The sequence below is a fragment of the Phenylobacterium sp. genome (assembly GCF_036563385.1).
Classification (GTDB): domain Bacteria; phylum Pseudomonadota; class Alphaproteobacteria; order Caulobacterales; family Caulobacteraceae; genus Phenylobacterium.
This window is the reverse complement of sequence record NZ_DATCML010000004.1, coordinates 259542-282368: the sequence shown is the minus strand read 5'-3', so window position 1 is coordinate 282368 and position 22827 is coordinate 259542. Positions and strand designations below refer to the sequence as shown.

Below are 22827 nucleotides of genomic sequence, written 5' to 3'. Positions count from 1 at the left end.
CCTTAGAACGGCGGCTCGGCGGGCTCGCGGCGGCGGTCGAACTCGCTTGGCGGCGGCTCGCGATCGTCGGCGCCCCCGAACAGATCGCTGATGCCGTCGATGACGTCGCCGAGCGGATCGGGCTCGGGGCTCGGGTCCACCACGCCGCCGGGGATCGGTTGCACCTTCAGGCGCGGCAGCGCCGCCGCCATGTACTGGCGCCAGATGCCGGCCGGCGCATTTCCCCCCGTCACCCGCCGCATGGGCGTGTTGTTGTCCTTGCCGACCCAGACCGCGGTGACGAAACCGCCGGTGTAGCCGACGAACCAGGCGTCCCGATAATCGCTGGTCGTGCCCGTCTTGCCGGCCAGATCGTAGCCGGCGACGTTGGCGCGCGTGCCGGTGCCCTGAGTGACCACCTGCCGCATCATCTGGTTCATGTACTGCAGGGCCGGCGTGCCGATCACCGCCTGGCGACCGGGCTTGTCCACGTTGCGGTCGTAGAGCACGCGCCCGGACGCGGTGCGGATCCGCTCGACGCCATAGCCGCGAGCCAGGAAGCCGCCGTTGGCGAAGGGCGCATAGGCCTGCGCCATCTCCAGCGGACTGACCTCCACCGCCCCCAGAGCCATGGAGGGATCGAGCTGAATCGGCGAGGTGACGCCCAGCCGTCGGGCGGTGGCCGCGACGTTCGAGGTGCCCACCTCGTTGGCCAGGCGCGCGGCGACGGTGTTCACCGACTGCTCCAGGGCCTTGGAAAGGGTGATCGGGCCCAGGTACTCGCCTGTGTAGTTGCGCGGCTCCCAGTTGCCGATCTTCACCGGCTCGTCGACGACCGGAGTCTCCGGCGTGCGGCCGCTTTCCATGGCGGTGAGGTAGACGAAGGGCTTGAAGGCCGAGCCGGCCTGGCGCCTCGCCTGGGTGGCGCGGTCGAACTGGGTCTGCAGGTAGTTGGTCCCGCCCACGTAGGCGCGGATCCGGCCCTCGCCGTCGAGCGAGACCAAGGCGCCCTGTTCGACGCCCTGGGCCTTGGCGGCGGCGACGCCCTGCTGGATGGCCTGTTCCGCGGCCGCCTGCAGCGGCAGGTCGAGGGTGGTCTCCACCACCAGGTCTTCCGTGGGCTCTCCCACCAGGCTGCGGACCTGGTCGTCCACCCAGTCGGTGAAGTACTGGGCGCGCTGGTTGGCCAGGACGGGGTTCACGCGCACCTTGGTGCGGAAGGCCTGCTCACGCTCCTCCGGCGAGATGAACTTGGCCTCCACCATCTCGTCGAGCACCACCGTGGCCCGCCGAGCGGCGCGGTCGGTGGCCGCCACCGGCGAATAGCGGGAAGGGCCCTTCATCATCCCGGCGAGCAGCGCGCTCTCGCCGAGGCTCAGCTGGGCCGCGGGCTTGCCGAAGTAGCGCTGGGAGGCGGCCTCGATGCCGTAGGCGCCGGCCCCGAAGTAGACCCGGTTCAGGTAGAGCTCGAGGATTTGCTTCTTCGAGAAACGGGCCTCGAGCCAGACGGCGAGGATCAGCTCCTGGGCCTTACGGCGGTAGTTCTGGCTCGGAGTCAGGAAGAGGTTCCGGGCCAGCTGCTGGGTGATGGTGGACCCGCCGCGCAGGGGGCCGCTCTCGCGCCGCATGTTGTAGAGCTGCGAACGGACGATGCCCCACGGGTTGAAGCCGAAGTGGAAGTAGTACCAGCGGTCCTCGACCGCGATGAAGGCCTTGGGCACATAGTCGGGCAGCTGGTCCAGGTCGACAGGCGGCGCGTACTGGCTGCCGCGCACCGCCACCAGGGCGCCGGACCGGTCGAGGTATGAGATCGAGGGCTGGCGCTTCACGTCGTAGAGCTTGGACGTGTCGGGCAGGTCGACGGCGAACACCGCGAAGAAGGCCACCAGGAAGATCAGGCCCCAGACGCCCAGCACGAGCATCCAGTAGATCAGCGCCTGGAGGGGCGAGCGCCTGGGCTTGGGCGGCTGCGGTCCGCGACCGCCCGGACCCGGCGACTGCGCATTGGCCATGTCGTCGTCCTAGTTGAAGGGCCCCCCGGCCGGGGCGTTCCTATCATCGCCACCCAAGGCGAAACAATGTTGACGAGACATGAACGCGGGCGGGCGAGGCAGCTCTGCATTCCCGCATAGCCGCGTTGCGAAAAAAGCGATTGCCCCTGATCTTAACACTGTTATCTTAGCGATGCTTAGTTCGCTGTGCAGCGCGGGTGGGGATACCCAAGCTGGTCCAACGCGGCGGGCTAGGCCGGCGCCTTCGAGCAGGGGCGCCGATTTTCTCCCCGAAACGCTGGAGGGCTCTCGTGAAGCTCCAACTCCTCGCGGCCTGCGCCGCCCTGACCACCTTCGCCGCCGGCGCCGCCTTCGCGGGCGAGCCCGTCACCGCCAAGCTTCAGTCGCCGGTCGCCGAGAAGACCAAGTTCATCGCTGGCGGCGCCATGTTCGTCTGCGAAGCCGACACCTGCGTCGCGGCGGCGCCGACGTCCCAGACCTTCTCGGGCCAGGCCTGCAAGGCCATCGCCACCAAGGTCGGCCCGGTGGCCGCCTTCACCGGCCGCAAGACCATGGACGAGGCGCGCCTCTCCGACTGCAACGCCCAGGCCTACGCCAAGGCCGGCGGCGCGGGCCCGCAGCTCGCCAAGCAGTAATCGATCTCCCAGCAGCTCTGTTGTCGAGCTTCTGAACTTCGGGGCGCCGGTGCAGACCGGCGCCCCTTTTTCCTTACTGGAAGATCCAGTCCGAGGCGTCGATCGCTGAGGGCGCCACGCCCTGCAGCTGGATGATGTAGTTCGGCCACTGCGGGTTGTTGCCACCCGCGTCGCGGTCGAACAGGACCTGGGTCCCGCCGCTGCCGTCCGCCTGCACCTTCAGGTATCCGGCCCCGAACGGGTCGCTCCCGGCGTAGCCCACCGCATCGAAGAGCCCACGCAGATCGATCTTGTCGGTACCGGGCGCGAAGTCGGTGACCAGGGCCGGAGCCCACGGCTCGCCGCTCCAGGCGAAGTGGTCGGCGCCGGCCCCGCCGGTGAGCGTGTCATTCCCGCGGCTGGCGTTCAGCGTGTCGTTCCCGGAGCCGCCATTGAGCTTCGACCCCGGGCCCGGCGAGTTGATCACCTGGCCCTCTGGAGAGGGCGCAGTGTCGTCATTCAGGATGGTGATCTCATTGCGGCTGGCGCTTGTGAGCGTTGCGCCCTGTGGGTTCGAGAGCGTCACGGCAAAGGCTTCGTCCGGCTCGTGCGACGTGTCGCCGACCACCGTGATCACCACGTTGCGATAGGCCTCGCCCGCCGCGAAGTTCACCATGCCGCTTGGCAGACTGGCGCCGCCGAAGTCGGCGGCGTCCGCGGGGTTGGGGCCGGTGCCGGTGACGGTCCACTCTACGCTCGCCGGGGCTGAGGTGTCGCCGTTCCGGTACACGCCGATGCCGATCGTGCGAGGACCGCCGTTCCCTTCGGTAAGGTTGCTGCTTCCGCCGCCCCCACCGAAGCCGAGGGTCGAGCCACTGCCGGGCGGCGGGCTGGCGGTATCGTCGTTCAGGATCGTGCCGATGGCCACGCCGCGGCTTCCGACCGTACCGCCCTGTGGATTGCCCAACTGGACGTAGAACTGCTCGTCCGCTTCCGCCACGGTGTCCGCTGCGAAGGGGATGGTGATGACCTTGGAGCCCTCGCCGGCGGCGAAGGTGACTGTCCCGCGCGGGAAGGCGCCGCCGGAGAAGTCCGCCGCGGCGGCGGGGTTCGATCCATTGCCCGCGACGGTCCAGTCGACGCTCGCAGCCCCCGCGGTGGAGCTGCGGACGACGATGAACTGGGTCTGGCCGTTGGCGCTGTTGCCCTCGTGGCCTGAGCCTTGCGTGCTGTTGAACTCGAACGTCGTCGAGCCGGAAGGCGGCGGCGTGGCCCCGCCGCCACTGCGTGTCAGTTCAGCCCACGTCACTAACGTGGCGACGCCTTTCAGCTCGATGATGTAGTTGGGCCATTGCTGGCTCGAGCCCGAACCGTCCCGGTCGAACAGAACCTTTGCGCCGGACCCGCTATGAAGGATCGTGATGTACTTGTCGGCGACCGGGTCCGATCCAGTGTAGCCCGCGGCCTGCAGCAGAGCCGAGAGGTCGATCCGGTCCGTTCCCACCAGGAAATCCGTGACAGTCGCGGGGGACCAGGGCTCCTTCGCCCACGCGAAGGTGTCCGAGCCTTCGCCGCCGGTGAGCATGTCGGAGCCCTGGCTGGCGTTGAGCGTGTCGTCACCGGAGCTGCCGACTACTGTCGAACCCGGTCCAGGCGAAGTGTAGACCTGCCCTGGCGCGGGCGGTGGGGGCGAGGTGGGGTCGCCGTTCACGATCGTTCCCGTCGCCGTGGCCGAGGTGATGGTCGTGCCAGCCGATGCGTTAGACAGCGTCACGGTGAACTCTTCGTCACGCTCCCCAACGGTGTCGCCGGCGACATTGATGACGATCGCCTTGGAGGACTCGCCTGGCGCAAAGGTGACAGTGCCGCTGGGCAGGGTCCCGCCGGCGAAATCTGCGCCGTCCGCTGGGTGCGTGCCGGAACCGGTGACGGTCCAGGTGGCGGTCGACGTCCCGGCGGTCGAGCCGCCTCGGTAGATATAGAAGGTCCAGGGGGAGGCGCCGGAATCTCCTTCTCCCATCCGCAGGGCGGCGGTGGAGAAGCTGAGCTGGGCTCCGGCGGGCGGCGGCGGGTTCGTTGTGCCCCCGCCTGCGCCGGAGATCTGTGTCCATGTCGCGCCCGACACGCCCTGCAGCTTGATGATGTAGTTCGGCCACTGCTGGGCCGAGCCGCTTCCGTCCCGGTCGAACAGGACGAGGGTGTCCGAGCCCTGGCTGGTCAGGCTGACGTACTTGTCGGCGACCGGATCGGCGCCGGTGTAGCCCGCCGCCTGCAGCAGGGCCGACAGGTCGATCCTGTCGCTGCCCACTACGAAGTCCGTGACTGTGGCGGGGGACCAGGGCTCCTTGGCCCAGCGGAAGAGGTCACCACCGCCGCCGCCGGTGAGCAGGTCGGAGCCCTGGCTGGCGTTGATGGTGTCCGCGCCGTTCCCGCCGGTGACGGTGGAGCCCGGCCCAGGGGAGGTCAGCACCTGGCCGCCGTCCGCGGGCGGAGGCGGCGGCGCCTGGCCGTCGTCGTTGCCGATGAAGGCGCTGCTCGTGTTCGTGGAGATGTAGCCGCCGGTCGCTGCGGTGATCTTGACCTGGTAGCCCTCCTCGCCCTCGTCCACCGTGTCGCCGGCCAGCAGCACCTGGATGGTCTTGCTAGTCTCGCCGGCCGCGAAGCTGACCCGGCCGGTCGGGAAGGCGCCCCCGGTGAAGTCGTCGGCGCCCGCCGGTCGCGCGCCGAAGCCGCTGACCACCCAGTCCACCGTGCCCGGGCCGGCGGTGGCGCCATTGCTGCGGTTGACGGTGAAGGTGACGGCGGTCGAGCCGGAGTTGCCTTCTGCAGTCGTTTGGTTGGAGGGGCTGATCCAGTAGGAGGCGTTGCTCTGGCCGGCCAGGGTGCTCCATGGGGTGCTGGCGCTCACCCCGTCCAGCTTGATGATGTAGTCGCCGTACTGCTGGCCGCTGCCCGCGCCGTCGCGGTCGAGCAGGATGCCGGCGCCGCCTTCCACGGCGATCACCTTGATGTAGCCATCGCGAACCGGATCGTCGCCGGTGTAGCCCACCGACTGCAGCACCTTGGACAGGTCGAGCCGGTCGCCGTCGGAGCTGTAGGCGACGCGGAAGTCGGTCACCCGGGCTGGCGACCAGGGGGCCTGAGCCCAGGCGAACACGTCGTTGCCCTGGCCCCCCGTCAGCACGTCCGGCCCCTGGCTGGCGTTGATCGTGTCGTTGCCCGGCCCGCCGGCGACGGTGGAGCCCGGCCCCGGCGAGTTGATGACCTGACCGCCGTCCGCGCCCGCTGCGCCGGGCGAGAAGCGGAACTCCACGTAGGTGTGGTCGTGGAGCGGCCGGCCGTCGCCGTCCTTCAGCCAATACTCGAAGCGCTCCGACCCGGACTGCGGCGCGTCGCTGCGCAGCACATAGGTGTAGTCGCCGCTCTTGTTCAGGGTGAGGACGCCGTAGGTCCCCTCGACGACGAAGTTGCCGCTGGCGTCGGGCGTGTCGTCGCGGACGCCGCCGATGATCTCCAGGCGGCCGACCGTCGCGCCGTCCAGAGGTACGCTGTCCACCCCGCTGCTGTACTGGACCTCGGCGTCGCGCACCCCGCGGATCACGTTCCCGGTGGACCGGCCGTCTGCCCGGTCGACGATGTCGAGGTCGCCCTGGACGTAGGGCGCTTCATCCCGGATCGAAGCGCGCAGCGTGCCGGTGTCCGTGTCGCCGTCGAGATCGGTGGCGACGACCTGCAGGTCCTCGTTCAACAGGTCGTCACCGAGGCCGGCGGCGTAGAGGTGGTGCTCGGCGCCGGTCAGCGCGTAGTTGAAGAGCACCCGGCCGTTGGAGGCGTCATAGCTGACGAACTCGATCCGGTTGCCGAGCGCGGTTGTCCAGCTGGTGGGGGCGAACACGCCATCGGTGATCACGGCGCGGCCGTCCACGGTGACGTCGTCGAGCCCGTCGCTGGCGGAGACGTAGAATGCGCCATTTCCGACGCTGCTTCCGGAGTACCTGAGGGAGCTCTCGGAGACGGACGCATAGAAGTATGGGCCGCCCTGGCCGCCGGCCTGGCTGGAGAGCACGGGCGCATCGTCCGAGGCTGGGCCGTCGCGGTCGGTGACATTGGACCAGGTGACGCTGGACACCGGCACGTTGCGCAGGACGGCCATGGTCACCGCCACGCCGGAGCCGGCGCTTCCGTCAGGGTCGTACTGGATGCGCGTGCCGCCCGCCCCGTCGTTCTCGAAGCGAATGACCCCGTCCACGGTGGGATCGCTGCCTGCGCGGGCTCCCAACATGGAGCGGAAGTCGAGCTCGTCCTCGCCGATCTTGAAGTCGGTGATGATCGAGGGGCTGTAGGGGTTGGATGAAATGAAGAGGTAGCGGTCGAAGCCGGCGCCGCCGGTGGCGGTCACCGGGCCGCGATCGAAGCGGAAGACGTCGTCGCCGCCCATGCCGCTGAAGGTGTTGGCGTAGTGGCTCCCGGTGAAGCTGTTGCCGAGCGCATTGCCGGTGATGTTGTAGCCGCCGCGATTGCTGGCGAAGATCGCGTCGTCGATGCCGTTTGGAATGGTGAAGGTGTCGCTGGTCGCAGACACGGCCGAGCGCAACGGCGTCGTGGTCTCGCCGACCGTCGCGACGTACAGCGCGCTGTGCGGAACATCGGGGAGGAGCCCGCCGCCCTCATTCCGGAACAGCAGCTGGTCGCCGTAGAAGTCGATCAGCCGGTTGACGCCCGAGGTGTTGGTCAGCTGAGCGAGCTCGCCGGTCTGGAGGTCCTTGACCCAGACTTGGCCCTGCCCCTCGAACGCGACGTAGCGGGCATTGGCCTCGATCGAGGGGTTGCCCGCGGCGAAGTTGAGCTGGCTGCCGTCGCTGCCGGTGGAGATCCGGGTCAGCTGCCCCGTTTCCATGTCCTTCAGGAAGACGTCGCTGACGCCGTTGGTGTCTCCCGAGACGGCGTCCCCCGCCGTGGAGGCGAAGACCACGTAGCGGCCGTAGGCGGAGATGGCCGCGTCAGTGACCGCGCTGATCCGGGCGCCATCACTGGTCGCATCCGCCCGCTTCAGGACGCCGTTGCCGAGGTCCTTCCAGAACAGCCCGCCCTGGCCATCGCCCAGCAGGTTGGTGGCGTCGCTGGTGAACAGGACGAAGGGCCGCCAGTCGGCGGCGATCAGGTCGTAGCTGGCGCCATTCGCCTCGCCGCCCGCCGCCGTGGTTGAGACGCGCGTCGCCGCGCCGAAGCTCCCGCCGGTCCCGAACGTGCGCACGAAGATGTCGCTCGCGCCGTTGGTGTCTGGCGTCGCGAGCAGGTTTGTAGCCGTGCTTTCGAAGGCGACCCCGCCAGCGAAGCCGTTCGCGCCGCTGCTCAGGTACTGCGGGTTGATGCTCGCCCCATTACCGTGGGTCAGCTGGGTATAGCTGTTGTTCCAGCGGTAATAGACGTCGCTCAGGCCGTTGGTGTCGCCGCTCACCAGCGGGCTGGTCGTGCCGTAGAACTCGGTGGTGCTTGAACGGTCATAGCCGGTGATGCGGACGCCGGACGGTTGCAGCTGAGCCGTCTGGCTTGGAAAGTTGATTCCCTTACGAGTTAAGCCCGCGTCCTCTGGCCCGGTGTAGTGGAGACTCCCGTAATCCCAATAGACGTCGCCGATGGACGAGAGGGGGATCGGTTGTCCGGCCGCATCGGCTGTGGCCCAGGTGATGTGGAACGGAATCACAGCAGCGCCTCCTCACGAGCGAGCAGGCGTGCAGGCGGCAAGACCGGCATGGATGACTTTCCCCAGCATCGCGTTCGACCACGCCCACGCGCAGCGCTCTCCAACGCTGCACGCGAGACGGCGACCAACCAGGGACGATGGAACGCTGTTCCCGAGAGCTGATCACTTTCGAGAGAGCGGTATGCCGGGCGGCTTCCAGAGCCGCCCGGTTGTTAGAAGATCCAGTCGCCCGCGCCCAACTGCGAGGGGCTGACGCCGCGCAGGAGGGTGACCGTCGTCGGCCAGTCGCCGCCCGGCCCGTCGGCGTCGACCATCACCTGGGTGGCGCCGCCCACGTCGCGGAATTCCAGGTAGCCGTCGCGGATCGGGTTGGAACCGCTGTAGCCTGGCGCGAGGGCCGAGAGGTCGAGCAGGTCCTGGCCGGGCGTGAAGTCGGCGATCTCGCCCCGGGACCAGGGCAGCTTCTCGTAGACGAAGTGGTCCGCGCCGCCCGCGCCGGTCAGCCGGTCGGGGCCTTGGCCGGCGATCAGGGTATCATTGCCCGCGCCGCCGGCCAGGGTGTCGCCGTATTGGTCGGAGCGGAGCACCTGGCCGCTGGTGGACGGCGGGGGCTGGGAGCCATCGTCGTTCAGCAGCGTCACCACCGTGCTGCTCGTCCCTAAGGCGGCGTTCTGTGCATTCGAAAGCGTCAGGGTGAAGGTCTCGTCCGCCTCGGCCGTGGTGTCGCCGTTGATTGTCACGGCGATCTGCTTGCTGGTCTCGCCCGCCGCGAAGTTGACAATCCCTGAGCCGGGCATGGTGCTGCCCATGAAGTCAGCCGAGTCCACCGGAGTTGCGCCGGAAGGCGCGAGTCGCCAGTCCACACTGGCGGAGCCCTCGCCGCTGCTGCGGGTCACGGTCGCCACCGCCAGCCTTTGGAAGCCTGCGTTGCCCTCCACCACCGTGAAGCCGGTAGAGGAGAAGCCGACCGTCGAGCCGCCAGCGGTGGGCGGATTGCTACCGCCGCCGGAAAGCTTCGCCCATGTCAGGCCTGCTGGGCTGACGCCCTGCAGCGTCGTGATATGGAATGGCCAGTCACCTGCGTTCGGTGCGTCGCGGTCGAAAAACACCTTCGTTCCGCCTGAGCCGTCGCTCTGCAGCGTCACGCGTCCATCGGCGATCGGATCGCTCCCGTTATAGCCGCTGGACTGGAAGATCGCTTTGAGGTCGAGGCGGTCCGTTCCAACCGCGAAGTCGGTGATGCGGCCGGCGTTCCACGGCAGGGCGTTGAACGTAAAGGCGTCCCCGCCGCCATTGCCGGTGAGGACGTCGGCGCCCTGGCTGGCGATCAGGGTGTCGTTCCCGGCCCCGCCCGTGACGGAAGACCCCGGCCCGGGCGAGGTGATCACCTGACCGTCGCTGGAGGGCGGCGGCTGGGTAGTGTCATCGTTTACGATCGTTCCAGTCGCCGGCGAGCCGCTGGTGGTGACGTTCAAGAGGGTGAGCTGGAAGGTCTCGTTGGCCTCAGCCGCCGCGTCGCCCTTCACCCGGACCAGCGCGGTCGCCGAGGTTTGGCCGTCTGCAAAATGTAACACCCCGCCGGTGCTCCAGAAGTCATCGGGCGAGGCGGGGTTGGGCCCGACACCGGCAGAGGTGTAGTCGACGCTGACGGGTCCCGCGGTCGAGCCGTTCCGGGTGACCGTGAACAGGTACTCCGTGACGCCGTCGCCGTTGCCCTCGGACTGGCTGATGCTCGTCGGCGCGACGCTGAAGGTCGGTCCCGCGGGCGCCGGGTCGGCGGTCCCGCCGGAGAGCTTGGCCCACGTGAGGCCAGTGGGGCTGACGCCCTGCAGGGTCGTGATGTGGAAAGGCCAGTCGCCGGCGTTCGGGGCGTCCCGGTCGAAGAACACCTTGGTCCCGCCGGCCCCGTCGCTCTGCAGGGTCAGCCGCCCGTCCGCCATCGGGTCCGAGCCCGTGTAGCCGCTGGACTGGAAGATGGCCGAAAGGTCCAGCCGATCCGTGCCCACGACGAAGTCGGTGACCTTGCCGGCGCTCCAGGGCAGGGCCTTGAAGGTGAAGGCGTCCCCGCCGCCATTGCCGGTGAGGACGTCGGCGCCCTGGCTAGCGACGAGGGTGTCATTGCCTGCGCCGCCGGTGACGGTGGAGCCCGGCCCGGGGGAGGTGATCACCTGTCCGCCGGTCGACGGAGGCGGCTGGGAGCCGGCCTGGAGGGTGATGGTGAGGCCTGCGCTGGCCCGGTCGCCGTCGCCGTCGGTCGCCCAGTAGGAGAAGCCGTCGGTGGCTCCCGCCGGGGCGTCGGCGTTCGCCGCGTAGCTGTAGTTCCCGTTCGGCGCGACCGTGAGCACGCCGTATTGCCCGGCGATGCTGAGGCGACCCTGGGCGTCGAGGCTGGTGTCCGCATTGCTCCAGTCGCGGCCGCTGATCTGCACGACCTGGCCGAAGCCGTCAGCGCTGAACTTGTCCGGCGCGCCGCCGGTGACCAGGTTCCCGCTGACCGAACCGCCCACGGTGACGTTGGCGCTGTCGCTGCTCAGGCTGAGCTTCTCGTCATCGCGGATCTGCACCAGCAGGGTGCTGTGGGCGGCGTCGCCGTCCGCGTCCGTCAGGACGACTTGGAAGCTGCGGATATCTCCGTACTTCTGCTCGGTCCCTAGGCTGCTCTGGATGGGAGCGGTGAGGTTGAAGGCCACCCCCACGGCGCCGTTCGCCGGGTCGTAGCTCGTGACCGACAGCCGACCATAGGGAAGGGTGACGCTGCCCGGCGTGAACACGCCGCCCTGGATGGCCGTGTAGCCGCCGATCGTGAGATCGCGCACGCCGTCCTCGGCCTTGATGGTGAACGTCCAGCTGCTCGAGGTCGAGGCGCCGCCGGGATTGCTGCCCTGCGGCAGGCCGACCTCGCTGCCGAACAGCTGCCCGCCGGGCGGGGTCGGATTGGTGATGACAGGAACGGTCCCGGCCATGTCAGCGGCTCCGGGAGAAGGCGCGGGCGACGGGCCCGAACCGGCGGCAGTGATGCATCGAACGCCCCAAAACTAGCGCCCTGCGGCGCAGCGACCAGTTGGGACCGGGTGTGCAAACACACGTTCCCGGCCAGAGAACCGGGTCGACAGGCGGTATGTTCCTAGGGCCGAGCTTCATTTCGTAAGTTTTTTCCGCACCTTGTCGTGTGCTGGCGGAAAGCCGCGCGGCGCAGGCCCAATCCGGGGCGACGGTGTTCGCCAGCGCATTGCAGCGGGCTTACGTTTGCGGGCCCCTGGCTACGGGGGCGTGGAACCCTACGGCAGCTTCGGCAGCCGTTTGGTTGCGGCGCCGAACATCGCGTGATACTAGGCGCGCGGCTTTGGGCCGGATGCTTCCACAGCGTGTCGGACCAGAGCGCTTTTCTTTAGCGCTTTCAGGCCTTTAGGCTGCGACGGAGTTGACCGGCGCGGCTGTCTAAACGCACCGGGCGGAAATTAAGTGGCGGACGATTCCCAAGCTTCGAACGTGGGCGGCAGATATGCCCAGGCCCTGTTCGATCTCGCGAGAGACCAGAACGCGGTGGCGGCCGTCGAGGCCGACCTCAAGTCGCTGAAGACGGCTCTGGCCGAAAGCCGCGACCTCCAGCTCCTGCTGGGGTCGCCGGCCTTCGACGCCGAGGCCAAGCGGCGGGGCCTGTCGGCGATCGCGCAACGCGCGGCTTTCCACGCGACGACTCAGAAGTTCCTGGGGCTGCTGGCGGCGAACGGCCGATCCGGCGCCCTCTCCTCTGTCATAACCGGCTTCGAGCGCCTATCTGCCGAAGCGCGCGGCGCGGTCTCCGCCCAGGTGACCACCGCCGTTCCCCTCACCCCGGCCCAGGCCCAGGGCGTCCAGCAGGCTCTTCGCCAGGCGCTCGGCAAGGACCCCGAGATCGAGACCCGCGTCGATCCCGCCATCCTCGGCGGCATCAAGGTGCGGGTCGGTTCCCGTCTGTTCGACGCTTCGCTGAAGTCGAAGCTCGACTCCCTGAAATTCGCCCTCAAGAGAGCGTAAGCCCATGGATATCCGCGCCGCCGAAATTTCGGCCATCCTCAAGTCGCAGATCGCCAACTTCGGCGAAGAAGCCGACGTTTCCGACGTCGGTTCGGTGCTGTCCGTCGGCGACGGCATCGCCCGCGTGTTCGGCCTCGACAACGTCCAGGCCGGCGAAATGGTGGAGTTCCCCTCCGCCGGCGTGAAGGGCATGGCCCTGAACCTCGAGCGCGACAACGTCGGGGTCGTGATCTTCGGCGAAGACCGCGCGATCCGGGAAGGCGACGAAGTCCGCCGCCTCGGCGAAATCGTGGACGTGCCGGTTGGCAAGGGCCTGCTCGGCCGCGTCGTGAACCCGCTGGGCGAGCCCATCGACGGCAAGGGCCCGATCCAGAACGTGGCCGAGCGCCGCCGCGTGGACGTGAAGGCCCCCGGCATCATCCCGCGGAAGTCGGTGCACGAGCCGGTGCAGACCGGCCTGAAGGCCATCGACACCCTGATCCCGGTCGGCCGCGGCCAGCGCGAGCTGATCATCGGCGACCGGCAGACTGGCAAGACCGCCGTCGCGGTCGACACCATCCTGAACCAGAAGCAGGTGAACGCGACCGGCGACGAGTCGCAGAAGCTGTACTGCATCTACGTCGCCATCGGCCAGAAGCGCTCCACCGTCGCTCAGATCGTGAAGACGCTCGAGGAGCGTGGCGCGCTGGAATACACCATCGTGGTGTCCGCCACGGCCTCCGAGCCGGCCCCGCTGCAGTTCCTGGCGCCCTTCTCCGGCTGCGCCATGGGCGAGTGGTTCCGCGACAACGGCATGCACGCCGTCATCATCTATGACGACCTGTCCAAGCAGGCCGTCGCCTACCGCCAGATGTCGCTGCTGCTGCGCCGTCCGCCGGGCCGCGAAGCCTACCCGGGCGACGTCTTCTACCTGCACTCGCGCCTGCTGGAGCGCGCGGCGAAGCTGAACGAGGACAACGGCCTCGGCTCGCTGACCGCCCTGCCGGTCATCGAAACCCAGGCGAACGACGTCTCGGCCTACATTCCCACCAACGTCATCTCGATCACCGACGGCCAGATCTTCCTCGAGACCGATCTGTTCTTCCAGGGCATCCGCCCGGCGGTGAACGTCGGCATCTCGGTGTCGCGCGTGGGCTCGTCGGCCCAGATCAAGGCGATGAAGAACGCCGCCGGCCCGATCAAGGGCGAGCTCGCCCAGTACCGGGAGATGGCGGCCTTCGCGAAGTTCGGTTCCGACCTCGACGTGGCGACCCAGCGCCAGCTGGCCCGCGGCGAGCGCCTGACCGAGCTGCTGAAGCAGCCTCAGTACTCGCCGCTGGCCGTTGAGGAGCAGGTGGTCAGCGTCTACGCGGGCACCCGCGGCTACCTCGACCGCGTCCCGACCGCCCAGGTCGGCCGCTTCGAGCAGGAGCTGCTGGCGCACATGCACGCCCAGCACCAGGACATCCTGGACGAGATCCGCACCAAGAAGGACCTCGGCCCGGTGGAAGACCGCCTGAAGCAGATCCTCGGCGCCTTCGCCGAGAAGTTCGCCTAAGCGTCTGGCCCTGGGGAGAAAGTAGCCGGCGATGGCCAGCCTCAAGGAGATGCGCAATCGGATCGGAAGCGTGAAAGCCACGCAGAAGATCACGAAGGCGATGCAGATGGTCGCGGCCGCCAAGCTGCGGAAGGCGCAGGACGCGGCCCAGAACGCCCGTCCCTATGCTCAGCGCATGGCGGCGGTCATCGCCAACCTGGCCTCGGGCGTTTCCGGCGACGGCGCGCCCCGGCTGCTGGTCGGCACCGGGTCCGACCGTCGCCACCTCGTGGTGGTGGCGACGTCCGACCGCGGCCTCGCTGGCGGCTTCAACTCGTCGATCGTCCGCGCCGCGCGCGAGCGCATCAACCGCCTGCAATCCGAAGGCAAGGACGTCCGCGTCCTGACCATCGGCCGTAAGGCGCGCGACCAGCTGCGCCGCCTCTACGGCGACCGCACGGCGGGCACCTTCGAGGCCGGCGGCAACCCGTCCCTGGCGGTGGCCGAAGAGGTCTCCGCTCGCATCCGCGAGCTGTTTGAAGCCGGCGAAGTGGACGTGGTCACCCTGGTCTACAGTCGCTTCCAGTCGGTGGTCGCCCAGGTGCCGACCGTGAGGCAGCTGATCCCGGCGGAAGTCGCCGCTGGCGGTCAGGCGATCGACCTGCGCGGCGCGGCCTACGAGTACGAGCCCGACGAGGCGGCGATCCTCGAGGAGCTGCTGCCCCGCAACATCACGACCCAGCTGTTCTCCGCCATGCTGGAGAACCAGGCGGGCTTCTTCGCCGCCCAGATGTCGGCGATGGACAACGCCACGCGCAACGCCGGCGACATGATCGCCAGCCTCACCCTGCAGTACAACCGCTCACGCCAGGCGCAGATCACCAAGGAGCTGATCGAGATCATCTCCGGCGCCGAAGCGATCTAAACGAAAAGAGACTGAGACATGTCTGAAGCCGCCGCCCCCAAGAAGCCCCGCCGCACCCCGGCCAAGGCCGCCGCCGCGACCCCGAACCTGCCCGTCGCGGCCGGCATCGCCACCGGCCGGATCGTCCAGGTCATCGGCGCCGTCGTCGACGTGCAGTTCGAAGGCCACCTCCCGGCCATCATGAACGCCCTGGAGACCTCCAACACCGACCAGCGGACCGGCGCGCCGTTCCGCCTGGTGCTCGAGGTCGCCCAGCACCTGGGCGAGAACACCGTCCGCACGATCGCCATGGACACCACTGAGGGCCTGACCCGCGGCCAGCCGGTGACCGACACGGGCGCCTCGATCCGCGTGCCGGTGGGCCCGGGCACGCTCGGCCGCATCATGAACGTCATCGGCGAGCCGATCGACGAGGCCGGCCCGATCAACACCACCGAGTACGCCCCGATCCACCGCGAGGCGCCCAGCTTCGCGGAACAGTCGACCTCGGCCGAAGTGCTCGTCACCGGCATCAAGGTCATCGACCTGATGTGCCCCTACACCAAGGGCGGCAAGATCGGCCTGTTCGGCGGCGCCGGCGTCGGCAAGACCGTGACGATGCAGGAGTTGATCAACAACATCGCCAAGGCCTACGGCGGCTACTCCGTGCTGGCGGGCGTGGGCGAGCGGACCCGTGAAGGGAACGACCTCTACCACGAGATGATCGAGTCCAACGTGAACGTGGACCCGAAGAAGAACAACGGCACCACCGAAGGCTCCAAGTGCGCCCTGGTGTACGGCCAGATGAACGAGCCCCCGGGCGCCCGCGCCCGCGTCGCCCTGACCGGCCTGACCCAGGCCGAGTACTTCCGCGACGTGGAAGGCAAGGACGTGCTGCTGTTCGTCGACAACATCTTCCGCTTCACCCAGGCCGGCGCGGAAGTGTCGGCTCTGCTGGGCCGCATCCCCTCGGCCGTGGGCTATCAGCCCACCCTGGCCACCGAGATGGGCAACCTGCAGGAGCGGATCACCTCGACCAACAAGGGCTCGATCACCTCGGTGCAGGCCATCTACGTGCCCGCCGACGACCTGACCGACCCGGCGCCCGCCACCTCGTTCGCCCACCTGGACGCCACCACCGTGCTGTCGCGCGACATCGCCGCCCAGGCCATCTTCCCCGCCGTGGACCCGCTGGACTCCACCTCGCGGATCATGGACCCGCTGGTGATCGGCGAGGAGCACTACACCGTCGCGCGCCGCACCCAGGAGATCCTCCAGCAGTACAAGGCGCTGAAGGACATCATCGCCATCCTGGGCATGGACGAGCTGTCCGAAGAGGACAAGCTGACCGTGGCCCGCGCGCGGAAGATCCAGAAGTTCCTCTCGCAGCCCTTCCACGTGGCCGAGCAGTTCACCAACACGCCCGGCGCCTTCGTCGAGCTGAAGGACACGATCCGCTCGTTCAAGGCGATCTGCGACGGCGAGTACGACCACCTGCCGGAAGCCGCCTTCTACATGGTCGGCACCATCGAAGAAGCCGTGGCCAAGGCCGAGAAGATGGCGGCGGAAGCCTAAGCGACCATGGCGGCAAAGCTCCACTTTTCCCTGGTCTCCCCGGAACGCGAGCTGTTCGCGGGCCTGGTGGACCAGGTGGACGCGCCGGGCGCCGAGGGTGACTTCGGCGTGCTCGCCAACCACGCGCCGTTCATGACGGCGCTGAAGGAAGGCCAGCTGCGGGTGCACAACAACGGGCAGGTGAAGGTCTATGAGATCCGCGGCGGCTTCGCCGACGTGAGTCCGGAAGGCCTCACCGTGCTTGCCGAGCACGCAGTCGAGGCGGCCTGACGGCCAGCTGAGACGACGGACCCAATGAGGGCGCCGTGGGGCCTTGCCTCCGGCGCCCTCTATCGGTTTGATTGCACGCGAAAAGTCAGGGGAACGTCCATGCGTACTGCCTTCGCCAGCCTCATCCTCGCCGCCGGCCTCGCCGGTGCGGCCCACGCCCAGGCGCCTGCCGCGCAGCCTGCGCCGGCCGCCGCGCCCCCAGCTGCGCCCGCGTCCGCTCCGGCGCCCGCCGCTGACCCGGCCGCCCAGGCGCCCGCCGCCGCGGCGCCGGCTCCGACCCTGCCCACGGCCGGTGACGCCGCCGAGGTGCTGGCGGCCCTCGACAACGTCTGCGTGCCGGCCGTCCGCGGCCAGAAGCTGGACGACCTCGCCAAGGCGCAGGGCTTCCGCCAGAACCGCCGCGACCAGACCTGGGCCAAGCCCCTGGGCGGCCAGAAGAACTTCTCCATCGTCCTGTTCCCGCAGGGCTCCAACAAGGACGTCTGCTTCGCCGAGCTGCGCTACGGCCCGGGCAAGGCGGAAGAGATCGCCAAGGCGCTGAACGTGTGGGCCTTCACCCGCCAACCGCCGCTCGACCCCACCGCCAACTACACGCAGCCGGTCGACCCGGACGGCCTGAAGCGCGTGCGCCGTTCGTGGGAACACGTGTCCTCCAACCAGTCGGTCGGCCTGAACTTCTCGACCGTGCGCAAGCCCGACGACAGCCAGGTGAACGCCCGCTACGACATGGGCACCCTGCAGTACCAGGAGCGCAAGCTCTAGGCTCCGGCCCAGCGCCGACCTGATCAGCGCCGGGGACGACCCCGGCGCTTTTCTTTTGTCCGCGGGGACGGCCCCGCAGAGCCCATGGAGGCCGACATGGCCTGGGTCATCCTGTTCGTCGCCGGCCTGTTCGAGATCGGCTGGGCGATCGGCCTGAAGTACACCGAGGGCTTCACCCGCCTCGGGCCGACCATCTTCACGGGCGTGAGCCTGGTGCTCAGCATGGGTCTGCTCGGCCTTGCGGTGCGCAGCCTGCCGATTGGCACCGCCTATGCCGTCTGGACCGGGATCGGCGCGGTCGGCACGGCGGTGCTGGGCATCGTGCTCTTCAAGGAGCCCGCGACGGCCCTGCGCCTGATGTGCCTGGGCCTGATCATCGCCGGAATCCTGGGGCTGAAGTTCCTCAGCCCTGGCGGCGGCGCCTAGGCCGCGGCGCGAGCTTCCCGGGCCAGCCACTCCAGCACGCGCTCGGCGACAGCGTCCCAGCCCGGTTCGCCGAGCAGCCAATGGCTCATCCCGGGCATCTCGACGAACTGGGCTCCGACGCGCCCCGCGGTCAGCCGCACCGTCGCGGGCGGATGGACCAGGTCCTCGCTCCCGGCGACGGCCAGGGCCGGCACGTCCAGCGCGCCTGCGCCGACGCTGGTGGTCATGAACGGGTCCAGCCACCAGTTCAGCGTCTCGCGCAGCGCCCGCGCGCTCTCGGGCCGCAGCCGCTCAAGGATCGGGCGGCGCGAGCCCGGCGGCATGCGGCTCAGGCTGTAGCGGTTCATCAGGGCCAGGTCCGGCTCCACGGCTCCGGAGGAGAACGGCCCCAGCATGTGCACGCCGAAGGCGGTGGCCGCCTCCTCGAAGCTCGACCCCGTCACGCCCCAGGGCGCCGAGGGCGCGAGCAGCACCAGCGCCCGGGGACGCGCCTGCCGGGCCGCCATCTGCGCCACCAGCCCGCCCATGGAATGGCCGACCAGCACCGGCGGCTCCGGCAGCCGCGCGCAGAGCGCGCCGATGTCGCCGGCGTAGTCGGTCATCGACAGGTTCTTGACCGCGTCCCGCGGATCTCCCGGACCGTGTCCCCGGAGGTCTGGCGTCAGCACCCGGTGGCCCGCCGCCTCGAAGGCGGTGCGAAAACGCTCGAAAGCCCAGCCGCCGCAGAAGGCCCCGTGGACCATCACGACGGTCGTCATGGGACGCCCGCAGGCGGCGGCGCCGCGAAGCGTTCGAATGCGCGCACCACCTGCTCGTAGGCCGCCCGCTTGAACGGCACGATCAGCTCCGGCGCCTCGGCCAGCCACGCCCAGCGCCAGGCGTCGAACTCCGGCTCGTGGTGGGCGGCGAGGTCGAACTCCGCTTCGTCGCCCTCGAACCGGAAGGCGAACCAGACCTGCTTCTGGCCCTTGAAGCCGCGCCAGGCCTTCGACCCGCCCCAGCCTTCCGGGAAGTCGTAGGCGATCCAGCCGTCGGTGCGGCCGAGATAGGTGACGCTGGTGGCCCCCGTCTCCTCGGCAAGCTCGCGACGCGCGGCCGCCTCCAGGTCTTCGCCCGTGTCCACCCCACCTTGCGGAAACTGCCAGTTCCACGGCTCCGGCGTGCCCGCGCGGCGTCCCAGCCAGACCCGCCCGTCCGGGTGGAAGAGCACCACCCCGACGTTCGGCCGATGATGCGGAAGGTCGTCGCTCTCGTGGCTCATCGCTTCACCGCAAGCGCGGACGCGGGGGCCAGCTGATAGCCCCTCTGCTCCACGCTCGCAGCCCAACGCGCGACCTTCTCGAGGGTTACCGGATAGGCGAACCCGGCGCCCAGGGCGTGGCCGCGCTGCAGGGCGCCGGCTTCCAGCGCCAGCAGCTGCTGGTCGATGGCCTTGGCGGTCAGCTGGTCGTCGATGACCCGGTCGGCCGAGGCCCGGGGGAGGCCGCCGCCCCGCCGGCTCGCCGAGCCGTCGTCAATGAAGCCCAGCCCGCGGGCGCGCACCGCCGCGGCGAAGCCCTGGTAGGCGCCCTCGTCGGCCAGGAAGCGCGAGCCCAGGTAGTTGGTCACCCCGAAATAGCCGGTGGCGCGCGACAGCACCCACTCCAGCTTCTTGGCCGTCTCGGGCGCGCCGCCGCCGACCATCAGGGCGTAGGGGCCGGGGTCGTTTTCCGGGAAGTTCTCGGGCTCCATCGGGGTCTCGAGCAGCACCTCGTGGCCGTGCTGGCGAGCGAGGTCGATCCAGCCCTGCAGCCCTTCCGCGTAGACCACGAAGGACAGGGTCACCGGCGCGGGCAGGGTCTCGATGGCCTGTTGCGTGGCGCGGGCGTTCAGGCCCAGGCCGCCGATCACCAGGGCCACCTTGGGCTTGCCGTTATCGTGGAACGGCCGGGCGTAGGCCTGGAAGGGCGTGCGGCCGTCGGCTGCGATGATCGGCAGCGGCCCGCCGGGTCCGGGCGCGAAGAGGCCGGCGATCGGCGCGCGGGGCAGGGGCGCGCCGGCGGCCAGCCGGGGGACCGGCGCCGGGGCGTCGTCCCCGTGCTCCGCTCCGCCGGGGCCGAGGGGCCGCTCCGACAGCCGCACGATATCCTCGCTCACCTCGCCGGCCTTGCCGCGCGGCAGCGCCTCGCGCCAGCCGGCGGGGGCGTGGCGCAGGGTGGCGGCCAGGGAGACCTGGACGCCGCGGCCCTGCGGCTCGGCCGGGCCCATCATGCTGAGCAGGCCCGCGGCCGCCACGAGCAGCAGGGCGCCAGCCGCCCCGACGCCGGCGTAGGGGCTGGCGGCCAGCCCGCGCAGCTTCGCCAGGCTGAACGCCGGCGCCTGCAGACGGGGAATCGCGATCATGGCCACGGGTCGGGACGCTCCTGTGGCCGGAGCCTCCCGCCATATGGTTAACGAACGGTCGCCGGCGCCTCGCCGAACACCAGCCGCGCGTCCTCCAGCCGCAGGGAGAACAGCGGCCGCTCGCCCGAGAGGAAAGCCAGCGGCCCCTCCAGACGCCACCGAGCCTCGGCCCTCCGCACCCGCGCCCTTAGCCGCACCGGGGTCTCGACCGCCGCGCCTGCGCGCGTCTGCACCACGGTGAAGCGGCCGGGCAGCGCGTGAGCGGCCCGCGCGCCATCCGCCGCGTCCAGATAAGCCAGCGTCCGGCCGCCCGTGGCGGCGAAATGCGGCGGCGCGCCCTGGAACTCGGCCAGCTCCTTCGGGATCGCCCAGAGCGCCCGTGCCCCGGTCCGTGACGCCGGGCTGTCGACCCAGATCAACGGGATGGTGACCGCGAGCTTCACCCCGCGCCGCACCAGCACGGCGCAGACCAGCTCGCCGTAGGCCAGGTCGCCCCCGGGCCCGTAGGTCGCCAGGCCGACGCCGACGAACAGCCGACCGGCCACGGTGACCGGCCGCCAGCCCGGCGGAGCCTCGAACCCGGCCGGCGGCCGGGTGAGCCAGAACGACACCCGCGCCATCGCCGTCAGCCGCCAGGGCGGCGGCGGATAGGAAATGGGTGCGGCGGCCATTGACGGCGCAACCGCACGGCGGCACGGCGGTTCCCGAGAGCCAGACAGGAGCCCCCGTTTGCCCCGACGCCAGTCCGCCGCCGGCCTGCGCCGCTTCGCCACCGGCTACCTGTGGCTGGTGCTGGGCCTGATCTTCCTGGGCATTGGCCTGCAGAAGCTCACCCACTACGAAGCCTTCGCGGTCCGCCCCTTCGCCGCCTCCAGCCCGTTCCTCGGCTTCTGGTACGAGTGGTTGGGCGTCCGCGGCGCAAGCCGCGTGTTCGCCGCCGTCGAGGTTGTGATCGGTCTTGGCCTGCTCTCGGGCCTGCGCTGGCCGACCCGCTGGCCCGCGCGCGCCGGCGCCGTGCTGGCGGCGGGGACGTCCTTCATCACCTCGAGCTTCCTGATCACCGGCCCGGGCGTGCTCGTGGAGGAAGGCCCTGTGCCTCTCCTGAGCCTGGAGGTCGGCCAGTTGTTCCTGAAGGACCTGGTGCTGCTCGGCGCCGCGCTCGTGCTGTTCGCCGAAAGCCTCGGCGGCCGTCGCTGAAACGAAGAAGGGCGGCCCTCGCGGACCGCCCTTCCAGGAGACCAGGCTCTCGCCGGATTCCTATTTCGTCGTGGTCTGCGGCGGCTTCACTTCGGCCACGCGGGCCTTGGAAACCACGCTCGCCATCTTCGCCGTGGGCTTGGGCAGCTTCGGCGTCGCGGCCACCGAGCCGTAGCGCAGCACATCGGCGGCGCGGGCCAGCTGGAAGTCCTTCTTGGCGTCGAAGCTCTCCGGCGGCGCCTCGGCGGGTTCGTGGGCACCGCGGCGCACCTTGCCCTCGTCGGCGTTCAGCGCGTTGCGGAACGAGGCTTCCGAGAACTGGAACGCCCGGTTGGCGATCGCCTGGGCTTCATCGCGGCTCGACGCCACCTCCAGGTCTGGCTCGATGCCGGTCTTCTGGATCGAGCGGCCCGACGGGGTGTAGTAGCGCGCCGTCGTCAGCTTCAGGGCCCCGTCCATGCCGCCGCGCAGCGGGATCACGGTCTGCACCGAGCCCTTGCCGAAGGTGGTCAGGCCGACGACCTCGGCCCGCTTGCGATCCTGCAGGGCGCCGGCGACGATTTCGGCCGCGGAGGCGGAGCCGTTGTTCACCACCACCACCATCGGCAGGCCGCCGGTGATGTCGCCGGGACGGGCGTTGTAGCGTTCCACGTCGCGCGGGTCGCGGCCGCGCTGGCTGACGATCTCGCCGCCCTCCAGGAACAGGTCCGACACCGCGACGGCCTGGTCGAGCAGGCCGCCGGGGTTGTTGCGCAGGTCGAGGATCAGGCCCTTCATCTGCGGGTTCTTGGCCCGCAGCTGGGCGAAGGCCGCCTCGGCCTCGTCCGTGGTCTTCTCGTTGAAGGTGGAGACCCGCAGGACGCCGTAGTCGCCTTCCATCTTGGCGACGGCGGAGCGCGGCTTGATCACCTCGCGCACCAGCTTCACGTCGAACGGATCGGACTTCTCGCGGGCGATCGTCAGCGTCACCGCCTCGCCCGGGCGGCCGCGCATCTGCTTCACGGCCTCGGTCACGGTCAGGCCGAGCACGCTCTCGCCATTCACCGCGGTGATGTAGTCGCCGGCCTTCACGCCGGCCCGGCCGGCCGGGGTGTCGTCCATCGGCGAGATCACCTTGACCACGCCATCCTCGCTGGTCACCTCGATGCCCAGGCCGCCGTACTCGCCGCGCGTCTGATCGCGCATGTCGTCGAAGTTCTCGGGGTCGAGGTAGCCGGAGTGGGGGTCCAGGCTGGTCAGCATGCCGTCGATGGCCGCCTGGATCAGCTTGGTGTCGTCCACGTCGGTGACGTACTGCCGCTCGACCGTGTCGAGCACGTCGCCGAACAGGCCGAGCATCCGGTAGGTCTTCGCCCGCGGCTCGGCTGAGGCGATCGCCTGCTGGCTGACGTAAGCCATGGACCCTGCGCCGAGCACGAAGGCCGACACGCCGATCATGAGGTACTTCTTCATCGCCTGTATCAGGCTCC

The 22827-nt window shown here is 69.7% G+C and carries 17 protein-coding genes; 9 read left to right on the top strand and 8 right to left on the bottom strand.

Features of this window, described 5'->3' with window-relative positions:
* Positions 1-2 precede the first annotated feature (2 nt).
* Positions 3-1991: a transglycosylase domain-containing protein gene (locus tag VIL67_RS02210; protein WP_332047204.1), complete on the bottom strand. Its 1989-nt coding sequence runs from the start codon at positions 1989-1991 to the stop codon at positions 3-5.
* Positions 1992-2281: 290 nt separating this feature from the next.
* Here VIL67_RS02210 and VIL67_RS02205 point away from each other — a divergent pair, with 290 nt between their 5' ends.
* Entirely contained in the window at positions 2282-2626 is a 345-nt protein-coding gene (locus VIL67_RS02205; RefSeq protein WP_332047203.1) for a DUF8200 family protein, read from the top strand.
* Between the two features lie 73 nt (positions 2627-2699).
* On the opposite strand, the gene VIL67_RS02200 is transcribed toward VIL67_RS02205, so the two are convergent.
* Positions 2700-8309, bottom strand: coding sequence for a type I secretion C-terminal target domain-containing protein (locus VIL67_RS02200; RefSeq protein WP_332047202.1), 5610 nt, complete (start codon positions 8307-8309; stop codon positions 2700-2702).
* A gap of 212 nt (positions 8310-8521) precedes the next feature.
* Positions 8522-11272, bottom strand: coding sequence for a Calx-beta domain-containing protein (locus tag VIL67_RS02195; protein WP_332047201.1), 2751 nt, complete (start codon positions 11270-11272; stop codon positions 8522-8524).
* A 499-nt stretch (positions 11273-11771) separates the two neighbouring features.
* Between VIL67_RS02195 and VIL67_RS02190 the strand changes: the two genes are divergently transcribed.
* From VIL67_RS02190 to sugE, 7 genes are all read left to right on the top strand, one after another.
* On the top strand, positions 11772-12326 hold the full coding sequence (locus tag VIL67_RS02190; RefSeq protein WP_332047200.1) for a F0F1 ATP synthase subunit delta: 555 nt from the start codon (positions 11772-11774) through the stop codon (positions 12324-12326).
* Positions 12327-12330: 4 nt separating this feature from the next.
* Entirely contained in the window at positions 12331-13863 is a 1533-nt protein-coding gene (atpA, locus tag VIL67_RS02185; protein WP_332047199.1) for a F0F1 ATP synthase subunit alpha, read from the top strand.
* A gap of 31 nt (positions 13864-13894) precedes the next feature.
* On the top strand, positions 13895-14767 hold the full coding sequence (locus VIL67_RS02180) for a F0F1 ATP synthase subunit gamma (protein WP_332047198.1): 873 nt from the start codon (positions 13895-13897) through the stop codon (positions 14765-14767).
* Between the two features lie 18 nt (positions 14768-14785).
* Positions 14786-16321 (top strand): F0F1 ATP synthase subunit beta, encoded by a 1536-nt coding sequence (gene atpD, locus VIL67_RS02175; RefSeq protein WP_414696170.1) that lies wholly within the window; start codon positions 14786-14788, stop codon positions 16319-16321.
* Positions 16322-16327: 6 nt separating this feature from the next.
* Entirely contained in the window at positions 16328-16591 is a 264-nt protein-coding gene (locus VIL67_RS02170; protein WP_332047197.1) for an ATP synthase F1 subunit epsilon, read from the top strand.
* A gap of 99 nt (positions 16592-16690) precedes the next feature.
* Positions 16691-17353, top strand: coding sequence for a hypothetical protein (locus VIL67_RS02165; RefSeq protein WP_332047196.1), 663 nt, complete (start codon positions 16691-16693; stop codon positions 17351-17353).
* A gap of 96 nt (positions 17354-17449) precedes the next feature.
* Complete coding sequence (gene sugE, locus VIL67_RS02160) at positions 17450-17779, top strand: quaternary ammonium compound efflux SMR transporter SugE (RefSeq protein WP_332047195.1); 330 nt, start codon at positions 17450-17452, stop codon at positions 17777-17779.
* Here sugE and VIL67_RS02155 read toward each other — a convergent pair.
* The 4 genes from VIL67_RS02155 to VIL67_RS02140 are packed head-to-tail and all read right to left on the bottom strand — an operon-like array spanning position 17776 to position 20832.
* Positions 17776-18537, bottom strand: a complete 762-nt coding sequence (locus VIL67_RS02155; protein ID WP_332047194.1) for an alpha/beta hydrolase — start codon at positions 18535-18537, stop codon at positions 17776-17778. The genes sugE and VIL67_RS02155 overlap by 4 nt on opposite strands.
* Positions 18534-19040, bottom strand: a complete 507-nt coding sequence (locus VIL67_RS02150; RefSeq protein WP_332047193.1) for an RNA pyrophosphohydrolase — start codon at positions 19038-19040, stop codon at positions 18534-18536. Before VIL67_RS02150 ends, VIL67_RS02155 begins: the two co-directional genes overlap by 4 nt.
* Positions 19037-20161 (bottom strand): divergent polysaccharide deacetylase family protein, encoded by a 1125-nt coding sequence (locus VIL67_RS02145; RefSeq protein ID WP_332047974.1) that lies wholly within the window; start codon positions 20159-20161, stop codon positions 19037-19039. The genes VIL67_RS02150 and VIL67_RS02145 overlap by 4 nt, the downstream gene beginning before the upstream one ends.
* A 47-nt stretch (positions 20162-20208) precedes the next feature.
* A complete protein-coding gene (locus tag VIL67_RS02140; RefSeq protein ID WP_332047192.1) occupies positions 20209-20832 on the bottom strand; it encodes an acetoacetate decarboxylase family protein in 624 nt (207 codons plus the stop codon).
* A gap of 58 nt (positions 20833-20890) precedes the next feature.
* Between VIL67_RS02140 and VIL67_RS02135 the strand changes: the two genes are divergently transcribed.
* Entirely contained in the window at positions 20891-21358 is a 468-nt protein-coding gene (locus tag VIL67_RS02135) for a DUF417 family protein (protein WP_332047191.1), read from the top strand.
* Between the two features lie 60 nt (positions 21359-21418).
* On the opposite strand, the gene VIL67_RS02130 is transcribed toward VIL67_RS02135, so the two are convergent.
* Entirely contained in the window at positions 21419-22810 is a 1392-nt protein-coding gene (locus VIL67_RS02130; RefSeq protein WP_332047190.1) for a S41 family peptidase, read from the bottom strand.
* Between the last annotated feature and the right edge of the window lie 17 nt (positions 22811-22827).